Source organism: Pseudoduganella dura, assembly GCF_009727155.1.
GTDB lineage: Bacteria > Pseudomonadota > Gammaproteobacteria > Burkholderiales > Burkholderiaceae_D > Rugamonas > Rugamonas dura.
On record NZ_WNWM01000002.1, the window covers coordinates 5,977,027 to 6,002,277 of the forward strand.

At 64.7% G+C, this 25,251-nt stretch carries 16 protein-coding genes; 9 read left to right on the top strand and 7 right to left on the bottom strand.

Going from position 1 to position 25,251, the window contains the following annotated elements; genetic code table 11:
• Positions 1–28 precede the first annotated feature (28 nt).
• Positions 29–1,063: a family 43 glycosylhydrolase gene (locus tag GJV26_RS26065; protein ID WP_173346276.1), complete on the bottom strand. Its 1,035-nt coding sequence runs from the start codon at positions 1,061–1,063 to the stop codon at positions 29–31.
• 403 nt (positions 1,064–1,466) lie between these two features.
• Here GJV26_RS26065 and GJV26_RS26070 point away from each other — a divergent pair, with 403 nt between their 5' ends.
• Positions 1,467–4,043 (top strand): family 20 glycosylhydrolase, encoded by a 2,577-nt coding sequence (locus GJV26_RS26070; RefSeq protein WP_229419459.1) that lies wholly within the window; start codon positions 1,467–1,469, stop codon positions 4,041–4,043.
• 21 nt (positions 4,044–4,064) lie between these two features.
• Here GJV26_RS26070 and GJV26_RS26075 read toward each other — a convergent pair whose 3' ends face one another.
• Both GJV26_RS26075 and GJV26_RS26080 read right to left on the bottom strand, forming a co-directional pair.
• The gene (locus GJV26_RS26075) at positions 4,065–4,481 is read right to left on the bottom strand and encodes a tellurite resistance TerB family protein (protein WP_155711529.1); all 417 of its coding nucleotides are present in this window, start codon (positions 4,479–4,481) and stop codon (positions 4,065–4,067) included.
• A gap of 116 nt (positions 4,482–4,597) precedes the next feature.
• Positions 4,598–5,560, bottom strand: coding sequence for a TerC family protein (locus GJV26_RS26080; protein ID WP_155711530.1), 963 nt, complete (start codon positions 5,558–5,560; stop codon positions 4,598–4,600).
• 225 nt (positions 5,561–5,785) lie between these two features.
• Between GJV26_RS26080 and nhaR the strand changes: the two genes are divergently transcribed.
• Positions 5,786–6,682, top strand: a complete 897-nt coding sequence (nhaR, locus tag GJV26_RS26085; protein ID WP_155711531.1) for a transcriptional activator NhaR — start codon at positions 5,786–5,788, stop codon at positions 6,680–6,682.
• 45 nt (positions 6,683–6,727) lie between these two features.
• Here the strand turns inward: nhaR and GJV26_RS26090 are convergent, their stop codons facing one another.
• Positions 6,728–7,483, bottom strand: a complete 756-nt coding sequence (locus GJV26_RS26090; protein WP_155711532.1) for a substrate-binding periplasmic protein — start codon at positions 7,481–7,483, stop codon at positions 6,728–6,730.
• A 99-nt stretch (positions 7,484–7,582) separates the two neighbouring features.
• Positions 7,583–8,689 carry an Lnb N-terminal periplasmic domain-containing protein gene (locus tag GJV26_RS26095; RefSeq protein WP_155711533.1) on the bottom strand — a complete coding sequence of 369 codons (1,107 nt, stop codon included), beginning with the start codon at positions 8,687–8,689 and terminating at the stop codon, positions 7,583–7,585.
• Between the two features lie 352 nt (positions 8,690–9,041).
• On the opposite strand from GJV26_RS26095, the gene GJV26_RS26100 reads away from it, so the two are divergent.
• A complete protein-coding gene (locus tag GJV26_RS26100; protein ID WP_155711534.1) occupies positions 9,042–10,466 on the top strand; it encodes a methyl-accepting chemotaxis protein in 1,425 nt (474 codons plus the stop codon).
• Between the two features lie 43 nt (positions 10,467–10,509).
• On the opposite strand, the gene GJV26_RS26105 is transcribed toward GJV26_RS26100, so the two are convergent.
• Both GJV26_RS26105 and GJV26_RS26110 read right to left on the bottom strand, forming a co-directional pair.
• A complete protein-coding gene (locus tag GJV26_RS26105) occupies positions 10,510–12,231 on the bottom strand; it encodes a diguanylate cyclase (protein ID WP_173346278.1) in 1,722 nt (573 codons plus the stop codon).
• A gap of 72 nt (positions 12,232–12,303) precedes the next feature.
• Positions 12,304–14,625: a DOMON domain-containing protein gene (locus GJV26_RS26110; RefSeq protein WP_189441888.1), complete on the bottom strand. Its 2,322-nt coding sequence runs from the start codon at positions 14,623–14,625 to the stop codon at positions 12,304–12,306.
• 870 nt (positions 14,626–15,495) lie between these two features.
• On the opposite strand from GJV26_RS26110, the gene GJV26_RS26115 reads away from it, so the two are divergent.
• From GJV26_RS26115 to GJV26_RS26140, 6 genes are all read left to right on the top strand, one after another.
• Positions 15,496–20,568 (top strand): DUF6531 domain-containing protein, encoded by a 5,073-nt coding sequence (locus GJV26_RS26115; protein ID WP_155711536.1) that lies wholly within the window; start codon positions 15,496–15,498, stop codon positions 20,566–20,568.
• Positions 20,565–21,431 (top strand): hypothetical protein, encoded by an 867-nt coding sequence (locus GJV26_RS26120; RefSeq protein WP_155711537.1) that lies wholly within the window; start codon positions 20,565–20,567, stop codon positions 21,429–21,431. The genes GJV26_RS26115 and GJV26_RS26120 overlap by 4 nt, the downstream gene beginning before the upstream one ends.
• Before the next feature lie 440 nt (positions 21,432–21,871).
• On the top strand, positions 21,872–22,660 hold the full coding sequence (locus GJV26_RS26125) for a hypothetical protein (RefSeq protein ID WP_155711538.1): 789 nt from the start codon (positions 21,872–21,874) through the stop codon (positions 22,658–22,660).
• Between the two features lie 208 nt (positions 22,661–22,868).
• Positions 22,869–23,102 (top strand): hypothetical protein, encoded by a 234-nt coding sequence (locus GJV26_RS26130; protein WP_155711539.1) that lies wholly within the window; start codon positions 22,869–22,871, stop codon positions 23,100–23,102.
• A 190-nt stretch (positions 23,103–23,292) separates the two neighbouring features.
• Entirely contained in the window at positions 23,293–24,159 is an 867-nt protein-coding gene (locus GJV26_RS26135) for a hypothetical protein (protein WP_173346279.1), read from the top strand.
• A gap of 203 nt (positions 24,160–24,362) precedes the next feature.
• Complete coding sequence (locus tag GJV26_RS26140) at positions 24,363–25,217, top strand: hypothetical protein (RefSeq protein WP_155711541.1); 855 nt, start codon at positions 24,363–24,365, stop codon at positions 25,215–25,217.
• Positions 25,218–25,251 lie beyond the last annotated feature (34 nt).

Consider the following 25,251-nt stretch of genomic DNA (forward strand, 5'->3'; position numbering starts at 1 on the left):
TCGTCAGAGCTTCGCCCCCGTGCGCCTTTCAGCGCCCAGGGGCCGGAACGCTCACGCCCGCCTCGGTCTGTACGACGGGCTTCATCGTGCCGTCGGGGTTGTATTGCAGGTGTTCGACCGTGACGGCGCGGCGCCCGATGGCGCCGTTCATGTCGCCGACCGCCAGCGTGGCGTTATGCAGGAACACGTACCAGTTGTCCTTGAACTGGACGATGCCCGGATGGATCGTGAAGCTGTATTTTCCCGAACCGGTCAGCAGGCCCCGATAGGTCCAGGGGCCCGTGATGGCGGGCGCGGTGGAGTACGAGACGTGTTCGTCGCGCTGGGTCTTGCGGTCGAGCGAGGCGTAGGTCAGGTAATACAGCTTGCCGCGCTTGTGCAGCCACGGGCCTTCCTCGAAATGCGGCGGCGTGATCTCGCGGATCGGCCCGTCGATCTCCGTCATGTTCGGCTTCAGCTTCGCGATGTAGCACTGGCGGTTGCCCCACGCGAGCCAGCTCGTGCCGTCGTCGTCGGTGAACACGGTGGGGTCGATGTCTTCCCAGCTGTGCGTGCCTTTCGGCGTCATGTCGTTGGTCACCAGCGCGGACCCGCGCGCGTCCACGAACGGGCCGGTCGGTTTGTCCGACACCGCCACGGCGATGGCCTTGCCCGGATGCGTGCCGTCGTGTTCCACGGCCGCATAGAAATAGAACTTGCCGTTCTTCGCGATCGTCTGCGCCGCCCAGGCATCCGCCTTGGCCCACTTGAAGTCCTTCACGTTCATGATCGGGCCGTGCCCGGTCCATGTCTTCATGTCCTTCGTCGAGTAAACCAGCCATTCGCGCATGTTGAACATCTCGTCGCGCTGGGCTTCGTCGTGGCCGACATACAGGTACAGCGTGTCGCCGACGGCGAGCGGCGCGGGATCGGCGGTGAACCTGTCGCGGATGATCGGGTTCGATCCGGCCACGGGGGCGGATGTTGTCTGCGCCGCCGCGGGCATGGCGAGCGCCGCCGCCAGCAGGGCGAGCCACGCCGGCGCGGTGCGCGCGCCGTGGCCGTTGCCTGAAAATTCGTACATTCGAGTCTCCTTTATTATGCGGTGCCGGTTGCCGTTTCGTATAAGTCGCCAGCATGCCGGGCGCGATCGCAACACCGCAAACCCGCAAATCCCTTGACCTGTTGCCGATACCGTAGCCATTCCCGGTTTCCGATTTCATTCCGAGTTCATTCCAATATCAGGCAGCTTGACCAGGAGCGACCGGGCCAACTATGCCAAATAAATTTGATAGCGCAAACATTTTTTGTTCGGGGACGCGGAACAGCCGTCCCGCCGCTGCTGGATCGATGTATTTTCGCTACATCCCGGCGGCGCCGCTGGGGCTGGCCAGGAAACGCTTCCACTGCTAGCATGAGCCACCGGCAGCTGCCACGGCGCTGGCGTCCACATGACATGTAACGCATCACAACGACCGGAGACATCTTTGGGGAATCGAACCTTGGTGCGCCGCTGCGCCCTGTCCGCGCTGCTGTTGTTCGCCGCATCGGTGACGGCGGTAGCGGCGGCTCCCGAAAAACGGCAGGCCGCACAGGAAACGCCCGCCGCGATCGGCGGCTTCGCCGGCGGCGCGAAATTGCAGCTGCGCTGGGAACTGCAGCGCAATGTCTTCACGGAGCAGGCGCCGCACGGGCGCACGCAGGCGCGCTTCATCCTCGTCAACGGCGACAGCAGGCCGTTGCCGCCGCGCGGCTGGTCGCTGTACTTCAATTCGATGGACGGCATGCCGTCGGGGGCGCTGCCGGGCGGCCTGCTCCTGGAGGAGGTGGCCGGGGGGTACTTCCGCCTGCGTCCCGGACCCGGTTTTGCCGGCCTGGCGCCGGGCGGCACGCTCGATATCGGCTACCAGTACCCGCATCTGCTGGTCAAGCTGGCCCATGCCCCGGCCGGCCCCTACCTGGTGTACGACGCCGCGCCCGATGCCGCCATGGCCATCGCCGATTTCCAGTTGCTGCCGGTCACGCGGCTGGAACAGCTAGACCGCGGTGGCAGCGGCGCCCATGCACTGGCGACGCCCGCCGATACGTATCGCCGCAACCTGCGGGCCGACGTGCTCCCGGCGGACGCCGTGCCGCCGGTATTGCCGACGCCGCTGCAGTTCGAAGCCGGCGCCGGCCGGCTCGTGCTGTCCGGGCGTCCCACGATCGTCGCGGCGCCGTCCCTGGGCACCGAGGCGGCACTGGCACGCTCGCTGTTTCCGGCCAGCCTGCCGGCAGGCGGCCCGGCGTTGCGCCTCGGTGTGGGGACGGTGCCCGGCCAGGCCTCGCCCGAAGCCTACCGCCTGACGATCCGCGCCGCCAGCGGCATCGATATCGTCGGCAACAGCGCAGCGGGCGTGGCTTACGGCCTGCAGACGCTGCGCGACCTGTTGCCGCTGCCCGGCGCCGCCGAAGCGGCGCTGGCGGAGGTGGCGATCATCGACGCGCCGCGCTTCGGCTACCGCGGCTTCCAGCTGGACGTGGGCCGCAATTTCCACGGCAAGGAAACGGTGTTCAAGTGGCTCGACCTGATGGCGCGCTACAAGCTGAACAAGTTCCACTTCCACCTGACCGAGGACGAGGGCTGGCGCCTGGAAATCGCCGGCCTGCCGGAGCTGACGGCGATCGGCGCGGTGCGCGGCCACAGCGCGAAGCCGGGCGTGCGCCTGCAGCCCGCCTACGGCTCGGGGCCCGACCCGCGGGATGCCCGCGGCAGCGGCTACTACAGCCGCGCCGACTATATCGAGATCGTGCGCTACGCGGCGGCCCGGCATATCGAGGTGATACCGGAAATCGAAATGCCCGGCCACGCACGCGCCGCCGTGCAGGCGATGGAAGCGCGCTACCATCGCCTGAAAGCGGCCGGCAGCAAGGACGCCGACAGGTTCCTTCTCAACGACCTGGGGGACCGCTCGGTCTACAAGTCAGCGCAGTTCTATGACGACAACGTGATCAATCCCGGCCTCGAATCGAGTTTCACGTTCATCGACCACGTGGTCGCGCAGGTGGCGGCACTGCACCGCGAAGCCGGAGCGCCGCTGCGCACGATCCACATGGGCGGCGACGAACTGCCCGAGGGGGCCTGGGAACAATCGCCGGCCAGCCGCGCGCTGATGACGAAAATAGGACTGGAAACCACCGCCGACCTGTGGGATTACTTTTACGACCGGGTCGACGGCATCGTGCGCAGGCACGGGCTGTTCGCCTCCGGCTGGGAAGAAATGGCATCGCGCAAGACCCGGCTGGGTGGCCGGAACAAGCTGATACCGAATCCGCGCTTCACGGGGCGCGGCTTTTCCGCCTACGTGTGGAACAACGTCGGCGGGGCCGAGGACCTGGCCTACCGGCTGGCCAACGGCGGCTACGATGTCGTGCTGGCGCCGGTCACGAAGATGTACCTGGACATGGCCCACAACGCCAATCCCGAGGAACCGGGCGTGAACTGGGGCGCCTACGTGGAACTGGACAACGTGTACGACTTCATTCCGTTCGATTACCTGAAGAACGCCGGCGATGCCGCGCGGCTCGGGAAGGATGGCCTGACCGACTACGGCAAGCGCCGCGTGCGCGGCATCGAGGCGACGCTGTTCACGGAAACCGTGCGCGACGCGGGCCTGATCGATTACCTTGTCATGCCGCGCCTGCTGGCGGTGGCGGAACGGGCCTGGGCGCCCGATCCCGCCTGGGCCACCGAGCCCGATGCGGCCAGGGCCGCCACGCTGCACCGCGCCGCGTGGTCAGGTTTCGTCAATGCGCTGGGCCGGCGCGTGCTGCCCCGCCTCGACCTGGAACGCACCGGCGTGGCTTACCGCATCGCGCCGCCCGGCCTGCTGGTCGACGGCGGGCGCGTGCTGGTCAATCACGTGCTGCCCGGGATGACGTTGCGCTACACCAGCGATGGCACTGTGCCCACCGCCGCCAGCAGGCTGGTCGCCGGGCCGATCGCGGAGCGGGGCACGATCCGCGTGGCCGCGTTCGACCGCAACGGCAGGGCGGGGCTGGCGGCGAGCGTCGAGCATCGCTAGCCCCGGCGCTGCGGCACTTCGTCACGCCGCCAGCGCGGCGGGCAGGTCCGACTTCGGATAGTCCGGCCACCACAGTCTGCAGGCACGCGCGAGCAGGATGCTTTCGGCGTCGGCCAGCTGCTCGTCGGCGTGGACGATCTTCCACATCGCGCCCAGCATCCTGCCCTGCAGCTCGGGGTCGGTGATGTCCGCCAGCAGGCTGTCCAGCAGCGGGGTGCCGATTTCCACCGCGCCGTCGCGCACCGCGGTGCGCAGCATGTCGCTGCACAGTTCGTCGAGCACGTCGCGGAACAGCGGGACGTCCAGCTGCAGGCCGTGCAGCACGGGAGCATCGTCCAGCACCTTCAGTTCGGCGGCGTCGACGTGGCCGTCGACCACCATCGACAGGGCCAGCAGGCGGGCGCGGGCCCGGGGACTGTTCGGTTCATATTTACGCATGACTGATTCCTTTGAATGGTTTCTATTGAACGGCACAGCCGCCGTTCATGGCTTCATCTTGTCCGGCTCGGCAGGCCCGAAGGCCTGCCGCATTGCTCCTTGCCCCCTTCGGTTGCTTACTTTTCCGTCTTCGGCGGCAGCAGCAGGCTGGCCACCACGCTGGCACCGATCAGCACCGCCACGATGGCCAGCGACGCTTGCACCGGGATGTGGTACCAAGGCATGATCAGCATCTTGCTGCCGATGAACGCCAGCACCATCGCCAGGCCGTACTTGAGCATGTGGAAGCGGTCGGCAATGTCGGCCAGCAGGAAATACAGCGCACGCAGGCCCAGGATCGCGAACAGGTTCGACGTGAACACGATGAACGGGTCGGTCGTGATCGCGAAGATCGCCGGGATCGAGTCCACCGCGAACACCAGGTCGGTCACCTCGATCAGCACCAGCACCAGGAACAGCGGCGTCACGTACAGCAGGCCGTTCTTCCTGACCGTGAACTTCTCGCCGTGCTCGTCGTCAGCCACGCGCAGGTGGCGGCGGGCAAAGCGCAGCACCGGGTTTTTCGTCACGTCCGGCTCCTGCTCGGACATCATCAGCATGCGGATACCGGTGTACAGCAGGAACGCGCCGAACAGGTACAGCACCCAGCTGAACTCCTTCACCACCCAGGCGCCCGCCAGGATCATCACGGCACGCATCACGATGGCACCGAGCACGCCGTAGATCAGCACGCGGCGCTGGTACTGCGGCGGCACCTGGAACGCGGCGAAGATCAGCAGGAAGACGAACACGTTGTCGACCGACAGCGCCTTCTCGATCAGGTATCCCGACAGGAATTCGAGCGCCTTCTGGTCGGCGATCTCGGGGCCGACGGTGCCCTTCAGGTGCCACCACAGCCCGGCATTGAACAGCAGCGCCAGCGTTACCCACACGCCCGACCACGTGGCGGCCTCGCGCACGCTCACCTTGTGCGCCTTGTTGCCGCCGAAGACGAACAGGTCCAGCGCCAGCATCACCAGCACGAACGCCACGAAGCCGGCCCACATACCGGGTGTGGCAATATTCTCGATTCCAGTCATGTCGACCACCCTTATCAATTATCAATACGGGCAGGATAGCGGTGCACGATTCAATAGACAAATCGAATATACTTGCAAAATACATCGAAAAAATCGATGTGTTGCAGGGAAGTTAACCAAAAAGCCGAGTCCGGCGTCGGAACGCCGGGCCTGGATATCCGGTCTCCGGCAGCCGAACCGCGCTGCGAACCCGAATCCGAACCCGACCTCGACGAGCGAATAACGATGAGCCTGAACTACAAGCACCTGCGCTACTTCTGGATGGTGGCGCGCACCGGCACGATCGCCCGCGCGGCCGAGCAGCTGCACCTCACGCCGCAATCGATTTCCGGGCAGCTGAGCGAATTCGGCGAATCGCTCGGCGTGGAACTGTTCCGCAAATCCGGGCGCACGCTCGAATTGACCGAAGCCGGCTCGCGCGTGCTGACCTATGCCGACACCATCTTCCGCACCGGCGACGAACTGCTCGAAGCGTTGCACGACGAATCGGCGCATGCCACCCGGTTCCTGGTCGGCTGCGCCGACTCGGTGTCCAAGCTGGTCGCCAGCCAGGTGATCACCCCGGCGCTAACCTTGCCGCAGCCGGTGCGCCTGGTGTGCCGGGAAGGGCGGCTTGCCACGCTGCTGGGCGAGCTCGCGGTGCACCGGCTGGACCTGATCATCGCGGACCGCCCCATGCCGCCGCACCTGAGCGTGCGGGGCTACAACCACCTGCTCGGCGAAAGCGCGCTGAAGGTGTTCGGCGCGCCGGCCTTCCGGTCGCGGCTGAAAGGCCCGTTCCCGCAGTGCCTCGACAAGATGCCGATGCTGCTGCCGGGCGAGGATTACGCCTCGCGGCCGCGTGTACTCAAGTGGCTGGAAGACCACGGCGTGCGGCCCCGAATCGTCGGCGAATTCGATGACAGCGCGATGATGAAGGCGTTCGGGCAGGCCGGCGTGGGCCTGTTCTTCGCGCCCGCGGTGCTTGCCGACCATATCTGCAGGCAGTACGAGGTCGAGGCATTCGGCGAAGCCAGCGACGTGATGGACCAGGTGTATGCGATCACCACCGAGCGCCGCCTGAGCCATCCGGCGACGATCGCGATCAGCCAGGAAGCGCGCAAGCACCTGTTCGCCGCCTGATCCCTGCAGCGCCGGCCGGGCGCGGCGAAAGGGGCCGTGCCGCGCTCAGCGGGGCCGGCCCGGTCCGCCCGCGGCATACCGTTCCAGGAAATCGCGAAAACGGCGCCCGGCAAACGCGGCCTTCGCCACGCGGTCGAAGCGGGCGACGGCGGCCTTGTCGGCCTTGAGCGAATAGATCATGAACACGGCGCGCGGCGGCATCGGCAGGCGGATCAGGCGCACCGGAATGCTGGCGGAGAGCGCGAGATAACGCGGCGAGTACTCGTTCTCGAAATAGGCGGCGTCGATCGTGCCGGCCTGCAGCCGGCGCAGGTTTTCGGCCTGCCAGTCGGGAACCTTCACCAGGTGCCAGCGCGCGCCCGACTTCATCAGCCCGGGCGACAGGGTGGGGCCGGCGAGCCAGCCGATGTCCAGGCCGGCCAGCTGGTCCAGCGACTGCACGGCCTGCAGCGGCGAATCGCTCCGCACCGCCAGGTGCGGCCGGGTGTGCAGGTAAGTCCAGTCGAACGCGGCGGTGCCGGGCAGGCGCCCGGCTTCGCCGGTGGCGATCAGCAGCACATCGAGCGAACCGTCCTGCAGGCTTTCAAGTGAATCGGGAACCGTCGTGGGCGGCATCCACTGCAGCGGTACGCCGGCCGGCACCACGTCCCGTTCGAGAAAATCGCGCAGGGCGCCGCGCAGCGGCTTGCCCGGCTCGCCGACGATCAGCGGGGTCACGACAAAGCCTCCGACGCGGAGCGGCGCGGCAACGGCGCCGGCACAGGCGGCGGCCAGCAGGAGGGCTGAAAGCAAACGCAACATGAAAGCATTGTAGCCCGGCGCAAGCGGAGCGGCCGCACGCGCGAATCGCCGGTTCGCCCGTTAGCACGCGTGGCGAAACAACGAATGATCCGTCGCCCGTTACCGGGTGACCGGTGCGCGGCTTTCCCCGGCGGACGTTGAAGCACGCCCGGCACCGAGTGGCTGCGTCTCGCCGGCCGGCACCCCGGGGATGCCCACCCGGATGGCGCGCGAAAAACCGGCCGCGTCGCCGGCATCCGTCTTCAGCGCGCGTGGATTGATGTAGCCCCGTTGCCGCAGCACCGCATACGTGTACCCCGCCGTCAGCGCGCCCTGGTCGTGGGCATACTCCGCGAAATGGCCGGAAGCGAGCAGCCGCCAGTCGAGCGGCAGGCCGGGCGCGATCTGGCGGGCCAGGTCGAAGATGACGGTGGTGCAGTTGCTGGTCAGCGTGTTGTAGAAGGTCGGCTCGTCGTGCAGTTGCGCCGCCTGCCGCAAGTAGGCCAGGAACACGGCGCGCAATTGCGCGTGCGTGGCACGCAGCCGGTACAGGTAGACCTGCTCGCCGCGCGCGTTGCTGCGCGTGCGGACGATGTCGTGTTCGTCCGCCGCGATCAGCACTTCCTCGAACTTGCGGAAGAATCCGCCCAGCGCGGAAAAGGCCTCGTGCCGTTCCTTGCGGATCTCCAGCGAGAACACCAGCTTGCGGCCATCGGCGAAACCGAAGGACACCAGCGTGTGCGCGATGTGCGGCCCCATCCAGTAGGAAAGGATCAGGTCGGCCGATTCCAGCTGGCCCAGGTCGTACTGCCGGGTCTCCCAGCGCGGCGTGTAGCGCGTTTCGCTCTGCCAGTCGAAATTGCGCACATTGTGCAGCGTGACGCGGTCGCCGTCGACTTCCGATGCGAGCAGGCGCGCCACGTCGTCGGCCCAGGCGCGTTCGTGCGATGGCACGATCGACCGCCACCATGCGAACATCAGCATGGCGGCCACGGCGCAGGCGAGGGCGACACCCTTGCCATGAGCGGTGCCGGCCTTGCGCCAGGGCGCCACCGCCGCCGCGATGCCGATGACACACCATGCGCCCGCCGCTGCGGCCGCGGGCCAGCGCGGCAACTGGTACCACAGCGCCAGCGCACCCCAGGCCGTGGCCAGCACGGCCGCCAGGGTCGCGACTGCCTTGATCGCGCCGCGTGCGGCGGTTGCGGCACCGTGTGGCCAGCGCATGGTCAGGCGATTCCGGGGAGGTGAACGGGGCGGTGCTGGATGGCCATCGTGTGTTGTCGAAAGGAAAAGCGCGGCATCGGGGCGTGGCATCGGGTGTGGTGGATGGAAGGACAATGCGCTTGCAAGCCATTCCGGCGTGGGCGGATTATACGCAGCAGGGTGCTCACGGCCGCGTTCGCCTGCGGCTTGTGCACCTGATGCGTGCACGCCACGCTTTCAAAAGTTGTCGCATGGAATTTTATTGGGCGATGCTATCATCGTAAAGGCCGTCACCGCCGAAGCCACGCGGTGCGGCCCGACACCTCCAGGCCGCAACCCCGCCTTCCCGGAACCCTGCAATACGGAAGGCAGCATGATGGCCCACGATCATTCCCTCAACAATACCCATGTGGCGGCCGACCGGCTGATGCTCGGCATCGTCTGGGCGCTGATGGCGCTCGCGCTGGCGCTGGCCGGCAGCCGCGGCACCTTCGGCATCGCGCTGGCGGCCGGCTTGCCGGCCGCGCTGCTGGCCACGGCGCTCGTGGCCGTGGCGCCCGGCACCAGGCCGACGCGCATGCTGATCGGCGTGATCACGATGGGGTTCGCCGCGCTGCACATCCACCAGATGGCCGGCGAGACGGAATTCCACTTCGGCATCTTCGTGCTGCTGGCATTCCTGCTGTGCTATCGCGACTGGACGGTGATCATCGCCGCCGCGGCCGTCATCGCCATCCACCACGCCTCGTTCAACCTGCTGCAGCAGATGGGCTATGGCGCCATCTGCCTGACCGAACCTTCGTGGTCGCGGGTATTCGTGCATGCCGGCTACGTGGTCGCCGAGGCCGCGGTGCTGTGCTTCCTGTCCGTGCGGCTGCAGCGCGATGCGATGCGCGCCGCCGAACTCACGGGAATCGTGGCCCGGTTTACCGAAGGCCCGGCCGGCACGCTGGACCTGCGCGGCGGCGGTGCGCAGGCGGTCAGCCAGTCCGGCCAGGCACTGGACGCCGGCATGCGCACGCTGCATGCCGGGATCGTCGCCGTGACGGACGGCGTGGAGCGCATGACGGCCGCCACGGACGAGATCGGCGCCGCCAATCGCGCCGCCGTGAGCCGCGTCGGCGAGCAGGCGGACGCGCTGCGGCTGACGGCACAGGCGATGGACGCGCTGACGGCCACCGTCGACACGAACCGCGACAAGGCCGACGGCGCCAACGAACTGGCCGCCTCGGCGGCGGCGGTGGCGCAGCGCGGCGGCACGGTCGTCACGGAAATGGTGCGCACGATGGACCGGATCAACGGCTCGTCGGAAAAGATCGTCGACATCATCGGCGCCATCGATTCCATCGCGTTCCAGACCAATATCCTGGCCCTGAACGCCGCCGTGGAGGCGGCCCGTGCCGGCGAGCAGGGGCGCGGCTTCGCCGTGGTGGCGTCGGAAGTGCGCACGCTGGCCCAGCGCTCGGCCGCGGCGGCGCGCGAGATCAAGGCGCTGATCGAATCGTCCGTTGCGGAAATCGGCGCCGGGCACCGCCTGGCCGGCGATGCCGGCCGCACGATGGCCGAGATCGTCGAACGCATCGGCGAAGTGCACGGCATCATGGGCGGCATCGCCGATGCGTCGCGCACGCAGGCCGAGCAGATCGGCACCGTGCACGCGGTGCAGGCGCAGATGCGGCGCGTGACCGAGGATTGCGCCGGCCTGGTGGCCGGCGCCGCCAGCGCAGCGGACCAGCTGCAGCAGGAAACCGCCGCGCTGGGCGACGCCATGCTGCGCTTTACCACCGCGCGCGGCTGAACATCCGGCACATGCCGCCGCGCGGCCGGCCACGCGGCGTGCGTCAGCCGCCGGCCCGGCCCGGCTCCGCGGCCACCGCAGCCGCGGCCACTTCGACCCGGTCGCGGCCGGCGCGCTTGGCGGCGTACATCGCCAGGTCCGCCGCCTGCAGCAGCGCTTCGGGGGTATCGCCATGCAGCGGGTACGCCGCCACGCCGAACGATGCCGAAACGGCCAGCATGTCCTTGTTCACGGTCGGCTTGAGCGCGCGGATTTCCTGCCGCATCCGTTCGGCGCGTGCGGTGGCGATGTCCAGCGGGCATTCGGGCAGCAGCACCACCATTTCCTCGCCGCCGAAGCGGCAGGCCACGTCGCTGCCGCGCACCGCCCCCTGCAGCACGTGCGCCACGTTACGCAGCAGCAGGTCGCCGGCTTCGTGGCCGAACGTGTCGTTGACGCGCTTGAAATGGTCGAGGTCGAGCATGATCACGGCCAGCGGCGCGCCGCGCCGCGTGGCGCGGGCGAGCTCCCGTTTCAGCGTCTCGTCCAGGTAGCGCCGGTTGTAGAGCTGGGTCAGCGGATCGATCACCGACTGGTGACGCAGCGACACGCGCAGCTGCACGTTCGACAGCGCCAGGGCCACCTGTTCGCCCAGCTGCAGGATCCAGGTGCGCTCGGCAGCGCCGTCGTCATGGCCCAGCGCCATGCCCTCGGCGGTGATGAAACCGATCACATTGCCCTGCGTGACCAGCGGCAGGCAGATGCGCGGAGCGGCCGAGGGTGGCGGCCGGGTGGCGGACTGCACCGCATGGCGGCAGGCCAGCGTGCCCTCGTCCCCGACGGTGAAATGCTGGGTGCCCTTGCGCAGGGCCCAGCAGTCGAGCGGCTCGACGAATTCGGGATCGCTGGCGCCGCCCCATGTGGCCTTGCGTTCCAGTACGTCGCGCGAGTGCCGGTACAGGTACATCGAGCCCGACAGGTCGGGCAGCAGCTGGCCGAAATACAGCGCCACGATTTCCGCGCCTTCTTCCAGCGTTTCGGCCAGTTCGAGCGCATGCAGCATTTCGCCGCCGCGCTGCAGCTGGGCATTGCGCCGCTCGGCCATGTCGGCCGTGATGCGCAGCTGGCGCGACACGTCGTTGGCCCGTTGCTCCGCCTTGCGGCGCTGCGCCAGCGCGTTGCTGCCGGCCAGCGCCGCGGCGATCAGCAGGACGATGTCGATGCCGGTGGCGATGCTGGTAACGTTCGCGGCCAGGCTGGAACGCGCGTCGAGCCGCTCGCGCAGTGTCGCGCGATAGGCGGCGTACGCGGTCTCCTGCTCGCCGATCCGCACCCGCAAGGCATCCATGAACCGCTTGCCGCGGCCGGAATCGACCAGCGCGCGGGCGGCCTCGGCGCCCTGGTCCGCGCGCACGCGGACCACTTCCTTCATGTAGGCCACCTTGGCGTCGGTCAGCTGCATGATGTCGCGCAGCGCCTGGCGTTCGGCGGCCGATATCGGGTTGGTACCGAGCGTCTTCCTTACCCCGGGCAGTTCCCTGAGCGCTTCGTGGTAGGGTTCGAGGAACTCCTGGCGGCCGGTGATCACGTACCCGCGCTGCGCCGCCTCCGCGTCGCTCAGGTAGTTGAGCAGCAGGCCGTACTCGCGTTCCCGCAGGATCGTGGTATCGAGCGCCTTCATGACGCCGGCAACGCGGGTGTTGAGAACGTGGGGCACCAGGGCGATCGCCGACATCACGGCGATGATGCACGCGGCGGCCAGCTTGAGCTTGGTTTCGACTTTCATGGGCACAGCCATTATGCCGCTGCCGGGACAGGAAAAGGTTTCATTTCTACCAGGAAATGAATCGGTGCCGTTTCAGACCTCCCACTGCATTTTCACCGTCAGCGATTTGTTGACGGTATGGGCCGCGCTGGCCCGGTCGCGCGAATATCCGACCGACAGCGAGCGGCCATGCCGCCACAGGTGCCGGTACAGCAGCGAGCGGTGCGAGCCCCGTTCGGCCCATGGCGCCAGCCCGGACACGCCATCGTCGCGCCGCGACGACGACGTGTTCTGCGCCAGCAGGCGCAGCGAATCGGCGGCGGTGAAGTGCAGCATGCCTAGCCAGCGCCAGCCGTTGTCGGCGAAGGCGGGGCGGCCCAGCGTACCCTGGATCCACGCGCGGTTCACGCGCACGTCCGATTCCATCGCCCAGCCGGCGGCCAGCACGTCGAGCGGAAAGCGCAAGCCGGCATCGATCACCACGTTGCCGCCGCTGCCTACCCGGTCGGCCTCGGCATCGAGCTGCCTGCCGAGGGTGACCTCGGCCTTCAGCACCGGCATCCACGGCAGCGGCGACGAGGCGAAGCCGAAGTGCAGCGCAGGGGTGTCATGCAGCTTGCCGTCGCGGCGTGCGCGCTGCCGGTCGAAACCGAGGTTGGCCCACAGGTCCGTCTGCCGGCCCGTGCGGAACCAGATGCCCGGCTGGATCTTGCGTTCGACCACCTGGTTCGCTTGCTGGCCCAGCGCGGCGTCGGACAGCGTGCGGATCTCGTGCAGGCCCAGGTGCGCCTCCAGTTCGTACAGCTTCAGCGGCGCCGCGCCCGTCGGCACGGTGCGTTCGCCGAGCCGGCGATTGAGGTTGATGTCCGTCTTCACCACGCCGGTCTGCGGCACGAAGCCGTTGTCGTTGACGAAGCCGGGGCCGACCGCTTCGAGTTTCAGCTCGTTCCACCAGTGGTCGCTGATGTGCACGTAGCGGCCCTGCGCATAACTGCCGCTGCGCACGGGGACGCGCACGGTGGCCGGGGGAACATCCTGCCCGCCGTCACTGAAAGCGACGCTGTTCTGCGAGTGCATCAGCAGCCACGATGCCTGGTCGCCGCCGGTGCGCCACTGGCCGTCGAACCCGGCGACCGCGTTGCTGCCGGCGTCGCCGTAGTCGCGCCGGGACACGAACGCCCCCAGCAGGGCGCCGTCGGCGTGCCAGCGGGCGCGTGCCAGGCTGGCCAGCGTGCGGCGGGTCTGTTCGTGTTCGGCCGTTTCATACACGCTGCCACGCTGCACCACGCCGCCTTCCTCGTCGCGCAGGCTCATCGCGGTGGCATCGGCGCGGGCATTGCGCCAGGTGCCCCGCAGGCCCCATTGCGGGCTGGCGATCGTGCGCGAGTAGAAGGCCGAGAGGGGCAGGCCGAGCACGTCGGCGCTCTCCAGGAAGAAGCCGCGCTTTTCCGGCAGGCTCAGGGCGATGCGGCTGGCGCCGGTGGGCATCGGCTCGTCGATCTCCACCTGCGAGAAATCGGGGTTGAGCGTGGCGTTGAACACCCAGTCGGCACGGGGGCGGGCGTTGATTTCCAGCCCGGCGCCGGCCTGGTTGCCATGGCGGCGGCCGGCGTCGTCGCGGTCGCGGTTGGCGCGCACGGTCAGCTCCGGCTTCAGTTCGAGGAAGGCGCGGTCGCGCACGGCCTGCACGGTGCCGCCCATGCCGCCGATCTCCTGCAGCGCATCGATGTAGCTGAGCGAGCCGGTCTTCAACGGCGTGCTGGTCAGCCGCAGCCCGCCCGCATGGGGCACGCTGCGCTCGACCATCAGGCGCCACGCCTTGCCGTCCTCATACGGAAAGCGCAGGTTCGACATCGGCCAGCGGATTTCCATCGTGTAGCCGTCCGGCAGCCGGCGCACGGCCGCGTCGATGGGAAAGTCGGGACCGAGATCGTCCTCGTCCTCGTCGGCGCGGTACATGCCGTCGGTCAGCACGCCGTGGGTGTTGACGCGCACGAACTGCGCCGCGCGGCCGTGGCCGGTGGGGTCGAGCCAGATGCCGATGTAGTCCTGGTCGTTGGCCACCTTGTCGCGGCGCGCCAGCGAACCGCGCAGGTTGCCGGGCGCGTCGTCCCACGCGCGGATGCCGAAGATCAGCGCATCGCCGTCGATCAGCAGGCGCACCGCGGTGCGCAGGCCGGCCGGGGCGGGCTTGCCGTTTTCAGGCAGGAACTGGTGAAAGGTGCCGAACTCGGGCGCGGCCTGCCACGGCGCCTCGTCCAGGTTGCCGTCGATCGCGATGCGCTGGTGCCGCTCGAGGAGCAGGGCGGGAAGCGACGCCAGCACCGCGCCTTCGTCGGCATTCACGGCGATCGGCAGGGCAAGCAGGCAGGCAAGAAAAGAGATATTCCTGGAACGTTTTTTGATGAAACCCATGGACCTGCCGGAAATGAAATCGCGGTAGCGCCGCGCTGGCGAAAGGCGGCAAGTCTAGCATTGATTATATTTCTGTCAATGCCAATGGTTTTACGGGCGCTGGCATGTCCGCAGGGAGGGATTGCACGTTGTCAATGCCTCGACGCCGGCGATCGATCCTGCATTCAAATCAGCACGGCGCTTCGGCCGCTGCGAGGAAAATTCATTTTCGTGACATTTCGTGAGTTTTATCCCGAAAAAACGGTAGTAAAATCTACACGAAATTTTTTCGCCTCACAATACATCGCTTGCGTCGCAATTTCCTATTATCAATAATTTTATTGCGGTTGTCAAAGCCCCGTCGCCATGCGGCATGGCGACTGGCTTCGACCGGCGCATCGCCGAATCCGGCGCACGAGGGGTTTTAAATAATATGACTCGGATCACCATGCACTTCATCGCCGCCCTGTTTCCAGACATGCCTCGCCCACTGGTTGCGATTGCGGATTAAGCAGCCGAACTGGCTGAAACGGAACCGTCAGGGTTCGATACGCGGGCAACTCTGACAGATTTTCCCTGAATAAACTGCGCTCTGGCTCACTGCCGGACCAATGCCGCCTTTTGGCCGGCGGTGGACTGTTGCAGCGTCCATATTCCATTTTTGTAAAGGTGGGAACTCGATCGCATCCGGGTATGGCAAATGCGCGCATTCGGGAAAATATATGTTTGCCGTGGTAATTGGATGGTTATCCCGATTTAAAAATTCCTGTGCAAGGATTATTGCAAAGGAAAGAAATAGCCGAATCAAACAGGTGAATCCGGACGGCAGGAATTTCCGGCGTGTGCGGGAAATTGCGGCTTAACGCATCAACGAGTTTTACAGGAGCGCACTTGAACGTCATCCCTCGATATCTGATCGCGCTGGTTTTGGCCGGCGCCATGCTGGCCGCCACCACGGGCGCGGCGCTCGCCTGTCCCGGCGACGGTGGTCCGACGTGCGGCGCCGACGCGCCGACCGGCCAGGATCCCGGTGCGACCAGTGTCCAGATCGGCGTCGGCAATCCGATCAATGTGATGACCGGCAACAAGTACCAGCGCGAAGAGGACATGGCCGCGCTGCCGGGCGTGCTGGGACTGGAGATCGTGCGCCACTACAACAGCGTCCAGAGCGGCAGCAGCGCGGTGCCGGGACTGCTCGGGCGGGGCTGGAAGCTGTCCTACGAGACCACGCTGGCAATCGGCGCCCGGACGCTGCAGGTGTTTCAGGCCGATGGCAGCAGCCTGATCTTCAGCCGCGACCTGGTCAACCCAGCGCGGGCCGTGGCCGAGGATCCGGCCCGGGGCAGCATCGCCGTGCGGCGCACCCGGCAGGGCGGCGACGAGTATGTGTGGCGCTGGACCGACGGGCGCGAGCTGAGCTTCGACCACCGCGGCAAGCTGGTACAGATCAAGGCCGCCACCGGCGAAATCCTCAGCCTGCTGTACGACACCAAGGGCTTGCTGGTCAAGGTAACCGACCCGCAGGGGCGCAGCCTGCGGCTGATGTATCCGGAGCGCCGGGAGGCCGCCGGTGCGCGGTTCCGCGGCGTGCGCGGCATCGACAGCCCGGTCGGCCGCTTCGAGTACGAGCATGGCGATGGGGCCGGGGCTGCAGGGGCGATCGTCGCGGCCGGCGCCGCGCAGCGCCTGCGCATCGCCAACCTGGTGCGCGTGCGTTACCCGGGCGGCACCGGGGGCCGCCAGTATCACTACGAGGATGCCGCCCACCCGTCCTTCCTGACCGGCATCAGCATCGCGGCTGCCGCGACCAATGGCAAGCCCGCCATGCGGCGCTACGCCACGTACGGCTACCAGGCGGACGGCAAGGCGATCCTGTCGACGCACGCCAACGATATCGACAAGGTGACAGTGCGCTACGACCGGCCCGGCCTCACCACCGTGACCAACGCCGAGGGCGGGCGGACCGTCTACCGCTATGCGACGATGGCCGACGATTATCGCCTGCTGGAAGTGCGCGGCGCCGGCTGCGCGCTGTGCGGGCCGCCCAACCAGCGCTACGGCTACGACGAGCACGGCCGCCTGGTGGAAACGGCGCTGCTCGATGCGCAAGGCGTGCCGCAGCAGATACAGAAGTCCGAGCTGGATCGCTACGGCCGTCCGCTGCGGGTCAGCCGGATCGATTACGTCAACGGCAAGCCGCAGCCGGCCCAGTTGCAGGTGCGGTACGAATACGCCGCGGGCGGCGTTGCCGGGCCGACGCTGATTGCGCGCCCGAGCGTGGTCGCCGGCCGCGAAGCGGTGACGCGCATCGTCTACAACGACCGGGGGCAGCCGGCCAGCGTGAGCGTCAGTGGCTGGTCGCCGCGGCCGGAAGGCATGGGCGCGCCGGTGGCGCTGTCGCGCACTACGCGCTACGACTATCGCGCGATCAATGGCCGGAGCGTGCTGGCGCAGGTCGACGGGCCGCTCCCCAACGGCAAGTCCGGCAGCCCGGCCGACTCCGACATCACGCGTTTCGAGTACGACGCGGGCGGCCGCCATGTCGAGCGCATCGTCGCTCCCGGCGGCATCGTCACCGAAGTGCGCGAGCGCGATGCCGCGCTGCGGGCCGTGGCGATGCGCCGCGCCGGAGGCGATGTCGAGCAGATTGCCATCAATCGCCTGAACTGGCGCGGGCAGGCCGAAGCGAGCAGCGTGGAAGCGGTGCGCCGCGATGCGGGCCAGGGCGGCAAGCAGACCCGCACGCTGCGCTACGCCTACGACGCCTTCGGCAATCTGACCGGCGTGACGCAGTCCGGCGGCCTGACCACCACTTTTGTCTACGATGAAGCCGCGCGGCCGGTCGAGCAGGTGCTGCCGGACGGCAGCCGCATCGCGATGCGGCCGGCCGCCGGCGAACGCAAGCCGGGCGCGCCGGCGCCGGCGGGCATCGAGACCGATCCGTTCGGCCGTCCCGTCGCCTGGCGCGACACGAACGGCGCGCAACTGCTGCAGGCGCAGTGGGGCCCGATGGGAACCGCCGCGCAAGGCGATATTCTCGCGCTGAGCACGCGCAACGCGCAGGCGCAGCGCCTGGTGGACGACGACGGCCGCGTGGTCGCCATCCGCAACCCCGGCCAGGGCTGGCAAACCGCGCTGTACGACGCGGCCGGCCGCATCGAGGAAAGCACCGACCCGCGCGGCGCCCGCCAGCGCGCCACCCGGGATACAGCCGGCCGCCTGCTGCGAATCGAGCGCTTCGCGCCCGGCGCGCGCACGGCCGAACAGGTGCTGACCTATCGCTACGCCGGCGCTTGGGTGGGCGAGGAAACCATCGCCGACGCCGACGGCACCCGCACCACCGTCACCGAACGCGACGCGCAGGGAAGGGTCGTGCGCGAAACGCTGCGCATCGCCGCCGCCGGTCCGCTGGCCGCCACGCTGGCGCAAACCGTGGAGATCAGCCAGGCCTGGCGCTACGATGCGCACGGCCGGGTGGTGGGCAAGACGCTGACCGACAACACCGGCCGCACGCTGGAACTGGCGACCACACTCGACGCGCAGGGCCTGCCGGCGAAGATCGCCACGGTGGGCATGCTGCCGTCCTGGCTGGGCGGACGCAAGCCGCTGATCGACCGTATCGCCTGGCAGCGGCTGGCCTCCGGCCCGTATGCGACCGAGATCGCGCACGGCGACGGCAGCGTCGACCGCTTCGAGCGGATCGATACCGGTACGGCGCTGGCCGACGATGACCTGGCCGCGCAGGCCGGGACGGCGGACGGCACGCAACCCGCGACGCCAGCCGTGCCGGCGGAAACCGGCGGCGATGCCGCCCAGGACCATGCGCCGTTGACCGGCCCGGGCCAGGGGCCGGACATCGCCGGCCTGCCGTCGTCCGTGACGACGCCGCAGGGAGAGCAGCGGCTGCGCTGGAACGCCGCCGGGCAGTTGAGCGCGACGCAGCGGGGGAAAGGCAGTAGCCGCTACGTGTACGACGCGCGCGGACGCCGCGTGGTCAAGCTGGTCACCGATGCGCAGGGCGCTGTGCAGGCGGCGCTGAGCGTGTACGAGGAACACAGCCTGGTTGCCGAGGCCGACGCGCAGGGCAAGGCCAGCTTCGCCTACGTACACCTGGGCTGGCGCCCGGTGGCGCAGATCGACCTGCGCGCGGACAGCTGGTGGAAAACCCTGCAGGCACGCCTGTTCGGGGCGGCGCCGCGCCATCTGCACACCAGCCGCGCGGGCAGGGTGCTGACGATGTCCGAAGGCGGCAAGGTCGTCTGGCAGGATGCGCCAGCGCGCCGCGATGACGGCGTGCACCAGCCGCTGCGCTACGTGGGCCAGTACCACGATGCCGACAGCGGGCTCGATTACCACGGCGCGCGCTATTTCGATGCCCGCAGCGGCCGCTTCATCAGCCCCGATCCAGAGGGTGTGGCGGATGCCGTCAACGAGCTGGCCGGCCACCTGCTTCTGGATCTGTATGCTTATGCGGGCGGCGAGCCGGAGGATTACTTCGATCCGGATGGTGCGGCGCGGATACGGTATTTTGCGATTACGGCCAAGGCGAATGGCAACTCGATGGGTACGAACCCCCAGGGATACGCCAACGCGCGTTGGGCGTTCATCGTTGACGATATCAAGACTGGTTTCGGCACGGACGCATTGGGGAAAAAACGCAATGAATACGCCCAGAACAAGACTGGCCTGCTGGTCGATATCGATGGCAAGCCTCTCGATGGAGGAAAGTCATTCGCCACATGGAACGGTGCCAGCAACATTCCCGCTCAGTTCATCTCATCGTACGGAGATAAACTGATCGAACTTCCCGAGTTCACCGTGACCATGAGCGACGATGACGCCACCAAACTGATTGCGAGCTACATACCTGCCGATGGGCAGGCGTTAGGCGCATGTCCTGACAAGTCGGCACTTCTGCCGCCGATCAAGTTCGGTACGGGAGACGCCGATATCAATGTCGCGAAGGCGGATGCGAACGGAGCCACCAAGCAGCGCATTATCCCCTGCGGTGCAGGATCGAAGACGGATATCACGCTGCGCCGTATTGCCAAGTACGAGGCGGCGGCGGAGGTCAACGAGACTATGAAAATCAACCGGAATTGTTCCGCACACGGTTGCCCGGGCGCTGGATACTATTGCACTGCGACGGAATGCAAGGCTCGGAATCAACTCCTCTTCGGTCCTGCCACGGTCGACCTGCCGGTGTATACGCCCTCTTACGGTCGCTCCCAGTTTATCGGTAGCACCCTCGTAGAGGAGTTACTGCTTTCGTACAACTTGTTCAGCCCCGATGTCAAGACGCAGTTGGGGTTGACCGCGCCGGTGAAAACGGCACTCCAGGATGCCGATGCCAGGGGAAGAAAAGTGGTCGAATGGTTCGGCAGAATTGCAGCTGCAGGGAACTACGCAGCTGCGGGCCAATCCTGGACCAATCTTTCTCAAGCTGAGCAGACCAAGTTCAAAAATGAAACGGGACTAGACAAAGAAGCCTATGTCGACATGGCTCGCCTGAAGACTGTACCCATCATCGTCGGCGGGGATGATTTAACGAAAGACGCCTTACAGGGAATCGTTACCACTGCCATTATGGACGATGAAACTGTCAAGTCCCTGTTAATGGGGATTTTCAAAGACTTCGACAAATTTACGATCATGACCCACGCATTGATGCGTAAGAACCTTGAGGCCGCGCTGCAATACCGACCGAACGCATCTGAAGAATACCTTGCCGCCATGGTCGCGCGTGCACATAATGGCGGCAAATGGGATAGAACCTATCAACAATTAACTAGCTCTGACCAAAACAAATATGTGAAAAGGTTCTTGGGAAATCCAGGTTACACGGACGAAGGCGATTGGCGATCGCTGCGCTGCACTGAAAGCCTTGGTCCTTCCACTATCAAGCCTGGCACGAACGGTGTCGGGATAGGCGGCCTCGAATTTAAACCTTTGAAACTGAAATGAGAATCCGCATGAGGATAAGCACCCACGCATTATTGCCGGTGTTCCTGGCCAGTATCTCGACTTTGGCAGTAAGTGCGTCCCCACAATTAACGACGCGTATCCCTGAGTGCCGTATGCCGTCGAGCACAGTTCTTCCCGGTAAATATTACAAACTGAACAAGAGCAGAAATGCGTTCGACTGGGTCCACAAGGCTACCGCCAACGAGCGTGTCGTATCCGGCAACGGCTGGGAGCGACCTGACAGCCGGAATATGAGCAACTGGTATGGCTTCTACCGCGTCGACCTGAACAACGATGGCATCTGCGACTGGTACCTGAATGCGCTCTCGCCCATTTCCACCGGTGGCGATCGCGATACGATCAACACGCTGTACATTGGCGGTCCCACTGGCTGGGCGCGCATTGGTGCCGATATTCCCATGGACAAGCCGGATGCGCTAAGTTTCGGCAAAGCCTTCGATCAGCAGTGGCGCTTCACCTTTGGCGAAGAGCCGTCGGTTATTCACGATATGACAACCAAGACCAATTATGTCATTACCGCACTGTACAATCGCCATGTTCGCCGCGCCTTTCAGCCAGGCTATCGCATCTACGAGTGGGATGCCGGCAAGAAGACCTTGATACTCCTGGATAAATGGGAACCTGGCTCCAAGGCGGCAGCGGTGTACGCTTTCTTCAAGGCAAATGGTGCGCGCATGCTTGAAGAGCCGACGATGGCAGATAGCGACACCATTAGCACATTCGATCCTCAAATCGAGGCTTACGAACTGATGCGATCATGCGATCCGAAAGGGTCACAGCGTACTTCCCCGGATTTGTTTGGTGCCGTGTCTAAATATCTATTGACGCGCTGCACGCCCTAATCAACCTGGCGCCGAATTGAACGATAATTGATGCCAATTAATACACGTCCATCATTTGTCGCGGCTTCATCGGGTCCACTGTTGCTCAACATTGGAGCCCAGACCTTTACTCGTATTGCTAGCTTTGCTGACTTCCTGCCGGATTTCAGTTGGGCCGATCTCTCGGCTTGCAGGAGTCGCAGGAATCCCAGCCGCCGGCAGTATAAGAATCCCGTACCTATAACTTGCAACGCAGGTATGTTGACCTTGATCAGGATGGCACACGCGAAGCGATAGATGTTTGAACACAACGGGTGGGTGGAGCCCGACGCCGCCGGCCCCGTGTAAGGTTTTGGACGATCTGCACATAATGCGAAAGAAACGATCCGTGCAGGGAACATGGGTACCTGCAACTATGTTTCTGACGGCGGGCTGGAGATGAAACCATTGAGGTTGGATTAATGAAATCCGAAATTTCTGTTAATTTTTTACGCTCCATCGCTATATCCATGATTGTTCTCATGGTGAGTGCGACAGTGCTCAATTTTGCATTTGCATCTTCTTCGGCAGACGTCGCTAAAGAATTCCAGTGGATCGATCTGTCATCCTGTAAAAAACCATCGAAATCCCCGCCTCGAGCGCAAAAAGAATCCTACGAAACGTATAATATTCAACGTCGGTATGTGGATCTGGATCAGGATGGTGCCTGTGAAGTGATGGATCTCTGGATCGAACGATTGGGTGGAAACCCATCTCCCGGCATGCGTGTTTTGGAACAAAGCCATTTCAGATACAAGGGGGGTAATTGGCAGAAATATTCCACCTCTCCCACACTGAAATTCTATCCATATTTATTGCGTTTGTTGAAAACGGGTGAGACGGTTTATGTCGAGGCGCCTAGCGATTCTGATGTCAGTGACAATATCGTGTTGGGTATGCAAGAGATAAGAATATTCTTCCCGCCCGTATGGGACGAAACGCCAGGTTTCCTTGATGATCTTATCCTGAAGCCCTATCAGGGCAGGCCCGGCCCGATCCTGCAGGCATTAGCTGTTTTGTTGACCGAACGTTTTGCCCGTCAGGAGGCTGAGCCTGGTAAAAGGTTGGCTGGAAATCCGCGATTCCCATGGAGTCCGGACGAGGAGCAGAAGAAAATTCAGTGGATACTGAAGGAGGCGAACCAGACTCTGCGTCCGGAGGAAAGGATAGCGGTTGATTCATCCGGGCTTCCGCTACTGCAGGAAAAATAGTTCCCTAAAAGGATGGGCAGTTTTATCTCGAATAATAATCACTATATTCATCAGTATGCTATCAGCCCGACGATACCACTCCTAGGGAAGCGCTGATTTATTGCTGGTGGATGAGATTAGTCTTGAAAAACGTGTCCAGCAAGACGCAAATGCCCTGTCATACCTAGGTATGGCAGGGCATTTGCGACGCAGTTGGGCGCGTTTTCTCATGGCTAAGATCGCCGCCATGAATAAATCAGCGGTTCCCAAGGGTGCAATAAGGAGCAAGAGCGTAATCCAGACTACTGGCAAGCGTGCGTCTTCGATCGGCTGGAACTCGTCAGCTAGCAAGACCAACTGCATCATTGCAGCGCTTTATAATCAGCATGTCAAATGCAGCTTTCAGCCAGGTTGCCGGGTTTTAGACTGGCACGGTGGCAAGAAATTGGTGCAGGACAAGTGATTATCGGCGGTAAGGATAGCTCGGGAAAATTCAGATGTTGTCAGTCCATCCAGCGATTGTTTTTCTGTTAGCGCTATTGCGGCAGCTGCGGTCGTTGAATCAGACCTGAGCCTGAAACCATCGGCAACTGGGTTGCCAATACTGCCTGCATCGGGCCTGACGGACTGAACTCGGAGCACCAATACCACAAATGAATTCTACCGTGAAAATATTCTTGCGCCCGCTGATGGCGCTACTGCTGGCCGGTACCTGTGCGGCAGCTGCCAGCGCGCCGATGCATTTGACGAACAGCATACCCAGATGCCACATGCCGCCGGGGAAGGTGCTGCCAGACAAATACTACAAACTAGAAAAAGGCAAGAATGCGTTCGGCTGGGTAGCGGGGGCCACGCGGGCCGATCCCGTTGTCGGCGGCGCGGGGTATGAACGCGTCGACGGCTCCGATATGCACGATTGGTTGACGTTTTATCGCATCGACTTGAACGGCGATCGCATCTGCGACTGGTATCTGGAGGCATCGGCACCGTTTTCTACAGGTGGTGATCGCGGCGTAATCAATACGCTCTATATCGGTACTTCATCCGGTTGGACGCGCATCGGGGCAGAGGTGCCTCGTGATAAACCGGATTCGCCAGGCTTTGAGGTAAGCGGTGAGCAGGCGGAGGATTTCGTCTTCGGTGAAGATCCATCGGTCATCATGGACTCTTCCACCAGGATCAGTTACATAATTGCCGCCTTGAACAATCGAAATGCGGACCGGTATTCCAGGCCGGGGTACCGGATTTTTGCCTGGGATGCCGATAAAAAATCACTGCGACTGCTGGATAAATGGGAGCCCGGTTCTAGGGCGGCCGAGGTATATGCGTTCTTCAAGGTGCATGGCGCAGCCACACCTTCCAGGCGTTCGACAGGGAAAGCGGTTATCCATGACTACGAACCTGAGGTCGAAACCTTCGAGCTGGAGTTGATTTGCGAACCCGATGGCACTTCGGGATCTTCCGACGAACTGGAAGGGCGCATATCCAAATATTTGCTCGCTCGCTGCAAAAAGCACTAGTATTTCAGAAACCGCCCGGGCGCCAGGCCGATACATCGGCATCGGGGCTGTTGGAGAATCCCAGCGGCCTTCGATGCCGGTTTTTGCAGGCTGCGTTGTTCGCCAGTCGCGATGCTGCTCGTGGCGGTTCTGTCGACCGCCAGCCTGCGCAATACCTCGCCTACGCCACGATAGGGCACTCCCGATCCTCTCCATAATCCCCGATGAAGACCATTTTTTTCGTAGTAACCGCCGCTATCGCGGCAATTTCCTGCCCTGCGGCATTCGCCCGGGCAAGCAGACTGACGCTCGACATTCCCGAATGCCAGATGCCACCGGGCAGGGTCATGCCTGCCAGATATTACAAGCCGGGGAAGAACAAGGGCATGTTCCACTGGGTAAGGAAAGTCACTGCCAGGGATTACGTCATCTCGGAAGGCGGATCGGAACGCGTCGAGGGATCAGGCATGGACGACTGGTATAGCCTCTACCGCATCGACGTGAATAACGACGGCACCTGCGACTGGTATCTCAACGCGTCGGCCCCCATTTCCACCGGCGGCGACCGCGACTCGATCAACACCTTGTATCTTGGCGGCGCGTCCGGGTGGTCGCGCGTCGGTGCCGAAGTGCCGCTCAACAAGCCGGACGGACTTGGCTATGGCAAAAGCGCAGCGCAGCAGCACCGGTTCCTGTTTGGCGAAGAGCCATCGGTCATTCATGATGCCGGCAGCAAGACCAACTACATCATCGCCGCGCTGTACAGCCGTCATGTCCTGCGCGGTTTTTATCCGGGCTACCGCATCTTCGATTGGGATGCCGGCAAGAAAACGCTAAGGCTGCTCGATAAATGGGAGCCCGGTTCAAGGGCAGCGGAAGTCTATGCGTTCTTCAAGGCACACGGTTCGCGCGCGCCTGCGGCGCCATCGGCCGCGCCGGAGGACAGCATGAACACCTTCGATCCGGATGTCGAAGCTCATGAACTGGAGATGTCCTGCGATCCGGAGGGGCCTCAACGGTCTTCCCCCGACCAGTATGGCGCCGTGTCAAAACACCTGCTGGCGCGGTGCAAGCAGTAAAGGACGTGCAGGGCACTTGAGGGAAAACGGGGCA

Coding starts and splice junctions, on each gene's coding strand:
- GJV26_RS26065 (WP_173346276.1), bottom strand. CDS start 1,063: ATGTACGAATTTTCAGGCAACGGCCACGGCGCGCGCACCGCGCCGGCG.
- GJV26_RS26075 (WP_155711529.1), bottom strand. CDS start 4,481: ATGCGTAAATATGAACCGAACAGTCCCCGGGCCCGCGCCCGCCTGCTG.
- GJV26_RS26080 (WP_155711530.1), bottom strand. CDS start 5,560: ATGACTGGAATCGAGAATATTGCCACACCCGGTATGTGGGCCGGCTTC.
- nhaR (WP_155711531.1), top strand. CDS start 5,786: ATGAGCCTGAACTACAAGCACCTGCGCTACTTCTGGATGGTGGCGCGC.
- GJV26_RS26090 (WP_155711532.1), bottom strand. CDS start 7,483: ATGTTGCGTTTGCTTTCAGCCCTCCTGCTGGCCGCCGCCTGTGCCGGC.
- GJV26_RS26095 (WP_155711533.1), bottom strand. CDS start 8,689: ATGCGCTGGCCACACGGTGCCGCAACCGCCGCACGCGGCGCGATCAAG.
- GJV26_RS26100 (WP_155711534.1), top strand. CDS start 9,042: ATGATGGCCCACGATCATTCCCTCAACAATACCCATGTGGCGGCCGAC.
- GJV26_RS26105 (WP_173346278.1), bottom strand. CDS start 12,231: ATGAAAGTCGAAACCAAGCTCAAGCTGGCCGCCGCGTGCATCATCGCC.
- GJV26_RS26110 (WP_189441888.1), bottom strand. CDS start 14,625: ATGGGTTTCATCAAAAAACGTTCCAGGAATATCTCTTTTCTTGCCTGC.
- GJV26_RS26120 (WP_155711537.1), top strand. CDS start 20,565: ATGAGAATCCGCATGAGGATAAGCACCCACGCATTATTGCCGGTGTTC.
- GJV26_RS26125 (WP_155711538.1), top strand. CDS start 21,872: ATGAAATCCGAAATTTCTGTTAATTTTTTACGCTCCATCGCTATATCC.
- GJV26_RS26130 (WP_155711539.1), top strand. CDS start 22,869: ATGGCTAAGATCGCCGCCATGAATAAATCAGCGGTTCCCAAGGGTGCA.
- GJV26_RS26135 (WP_173346279.1), top strand. CDS start 23,293: ATGAATTCTACCGTGAAAATATTCTTGCGCCCGCTGATGGCGCTACTG.
- GJV26_RS26140 (WP_155711541.1), top strand. CDS start 24,363: ATGAAGACCATTTTTTTCGTAGTAACCGCCGCTATCGCGGCAATTTCC.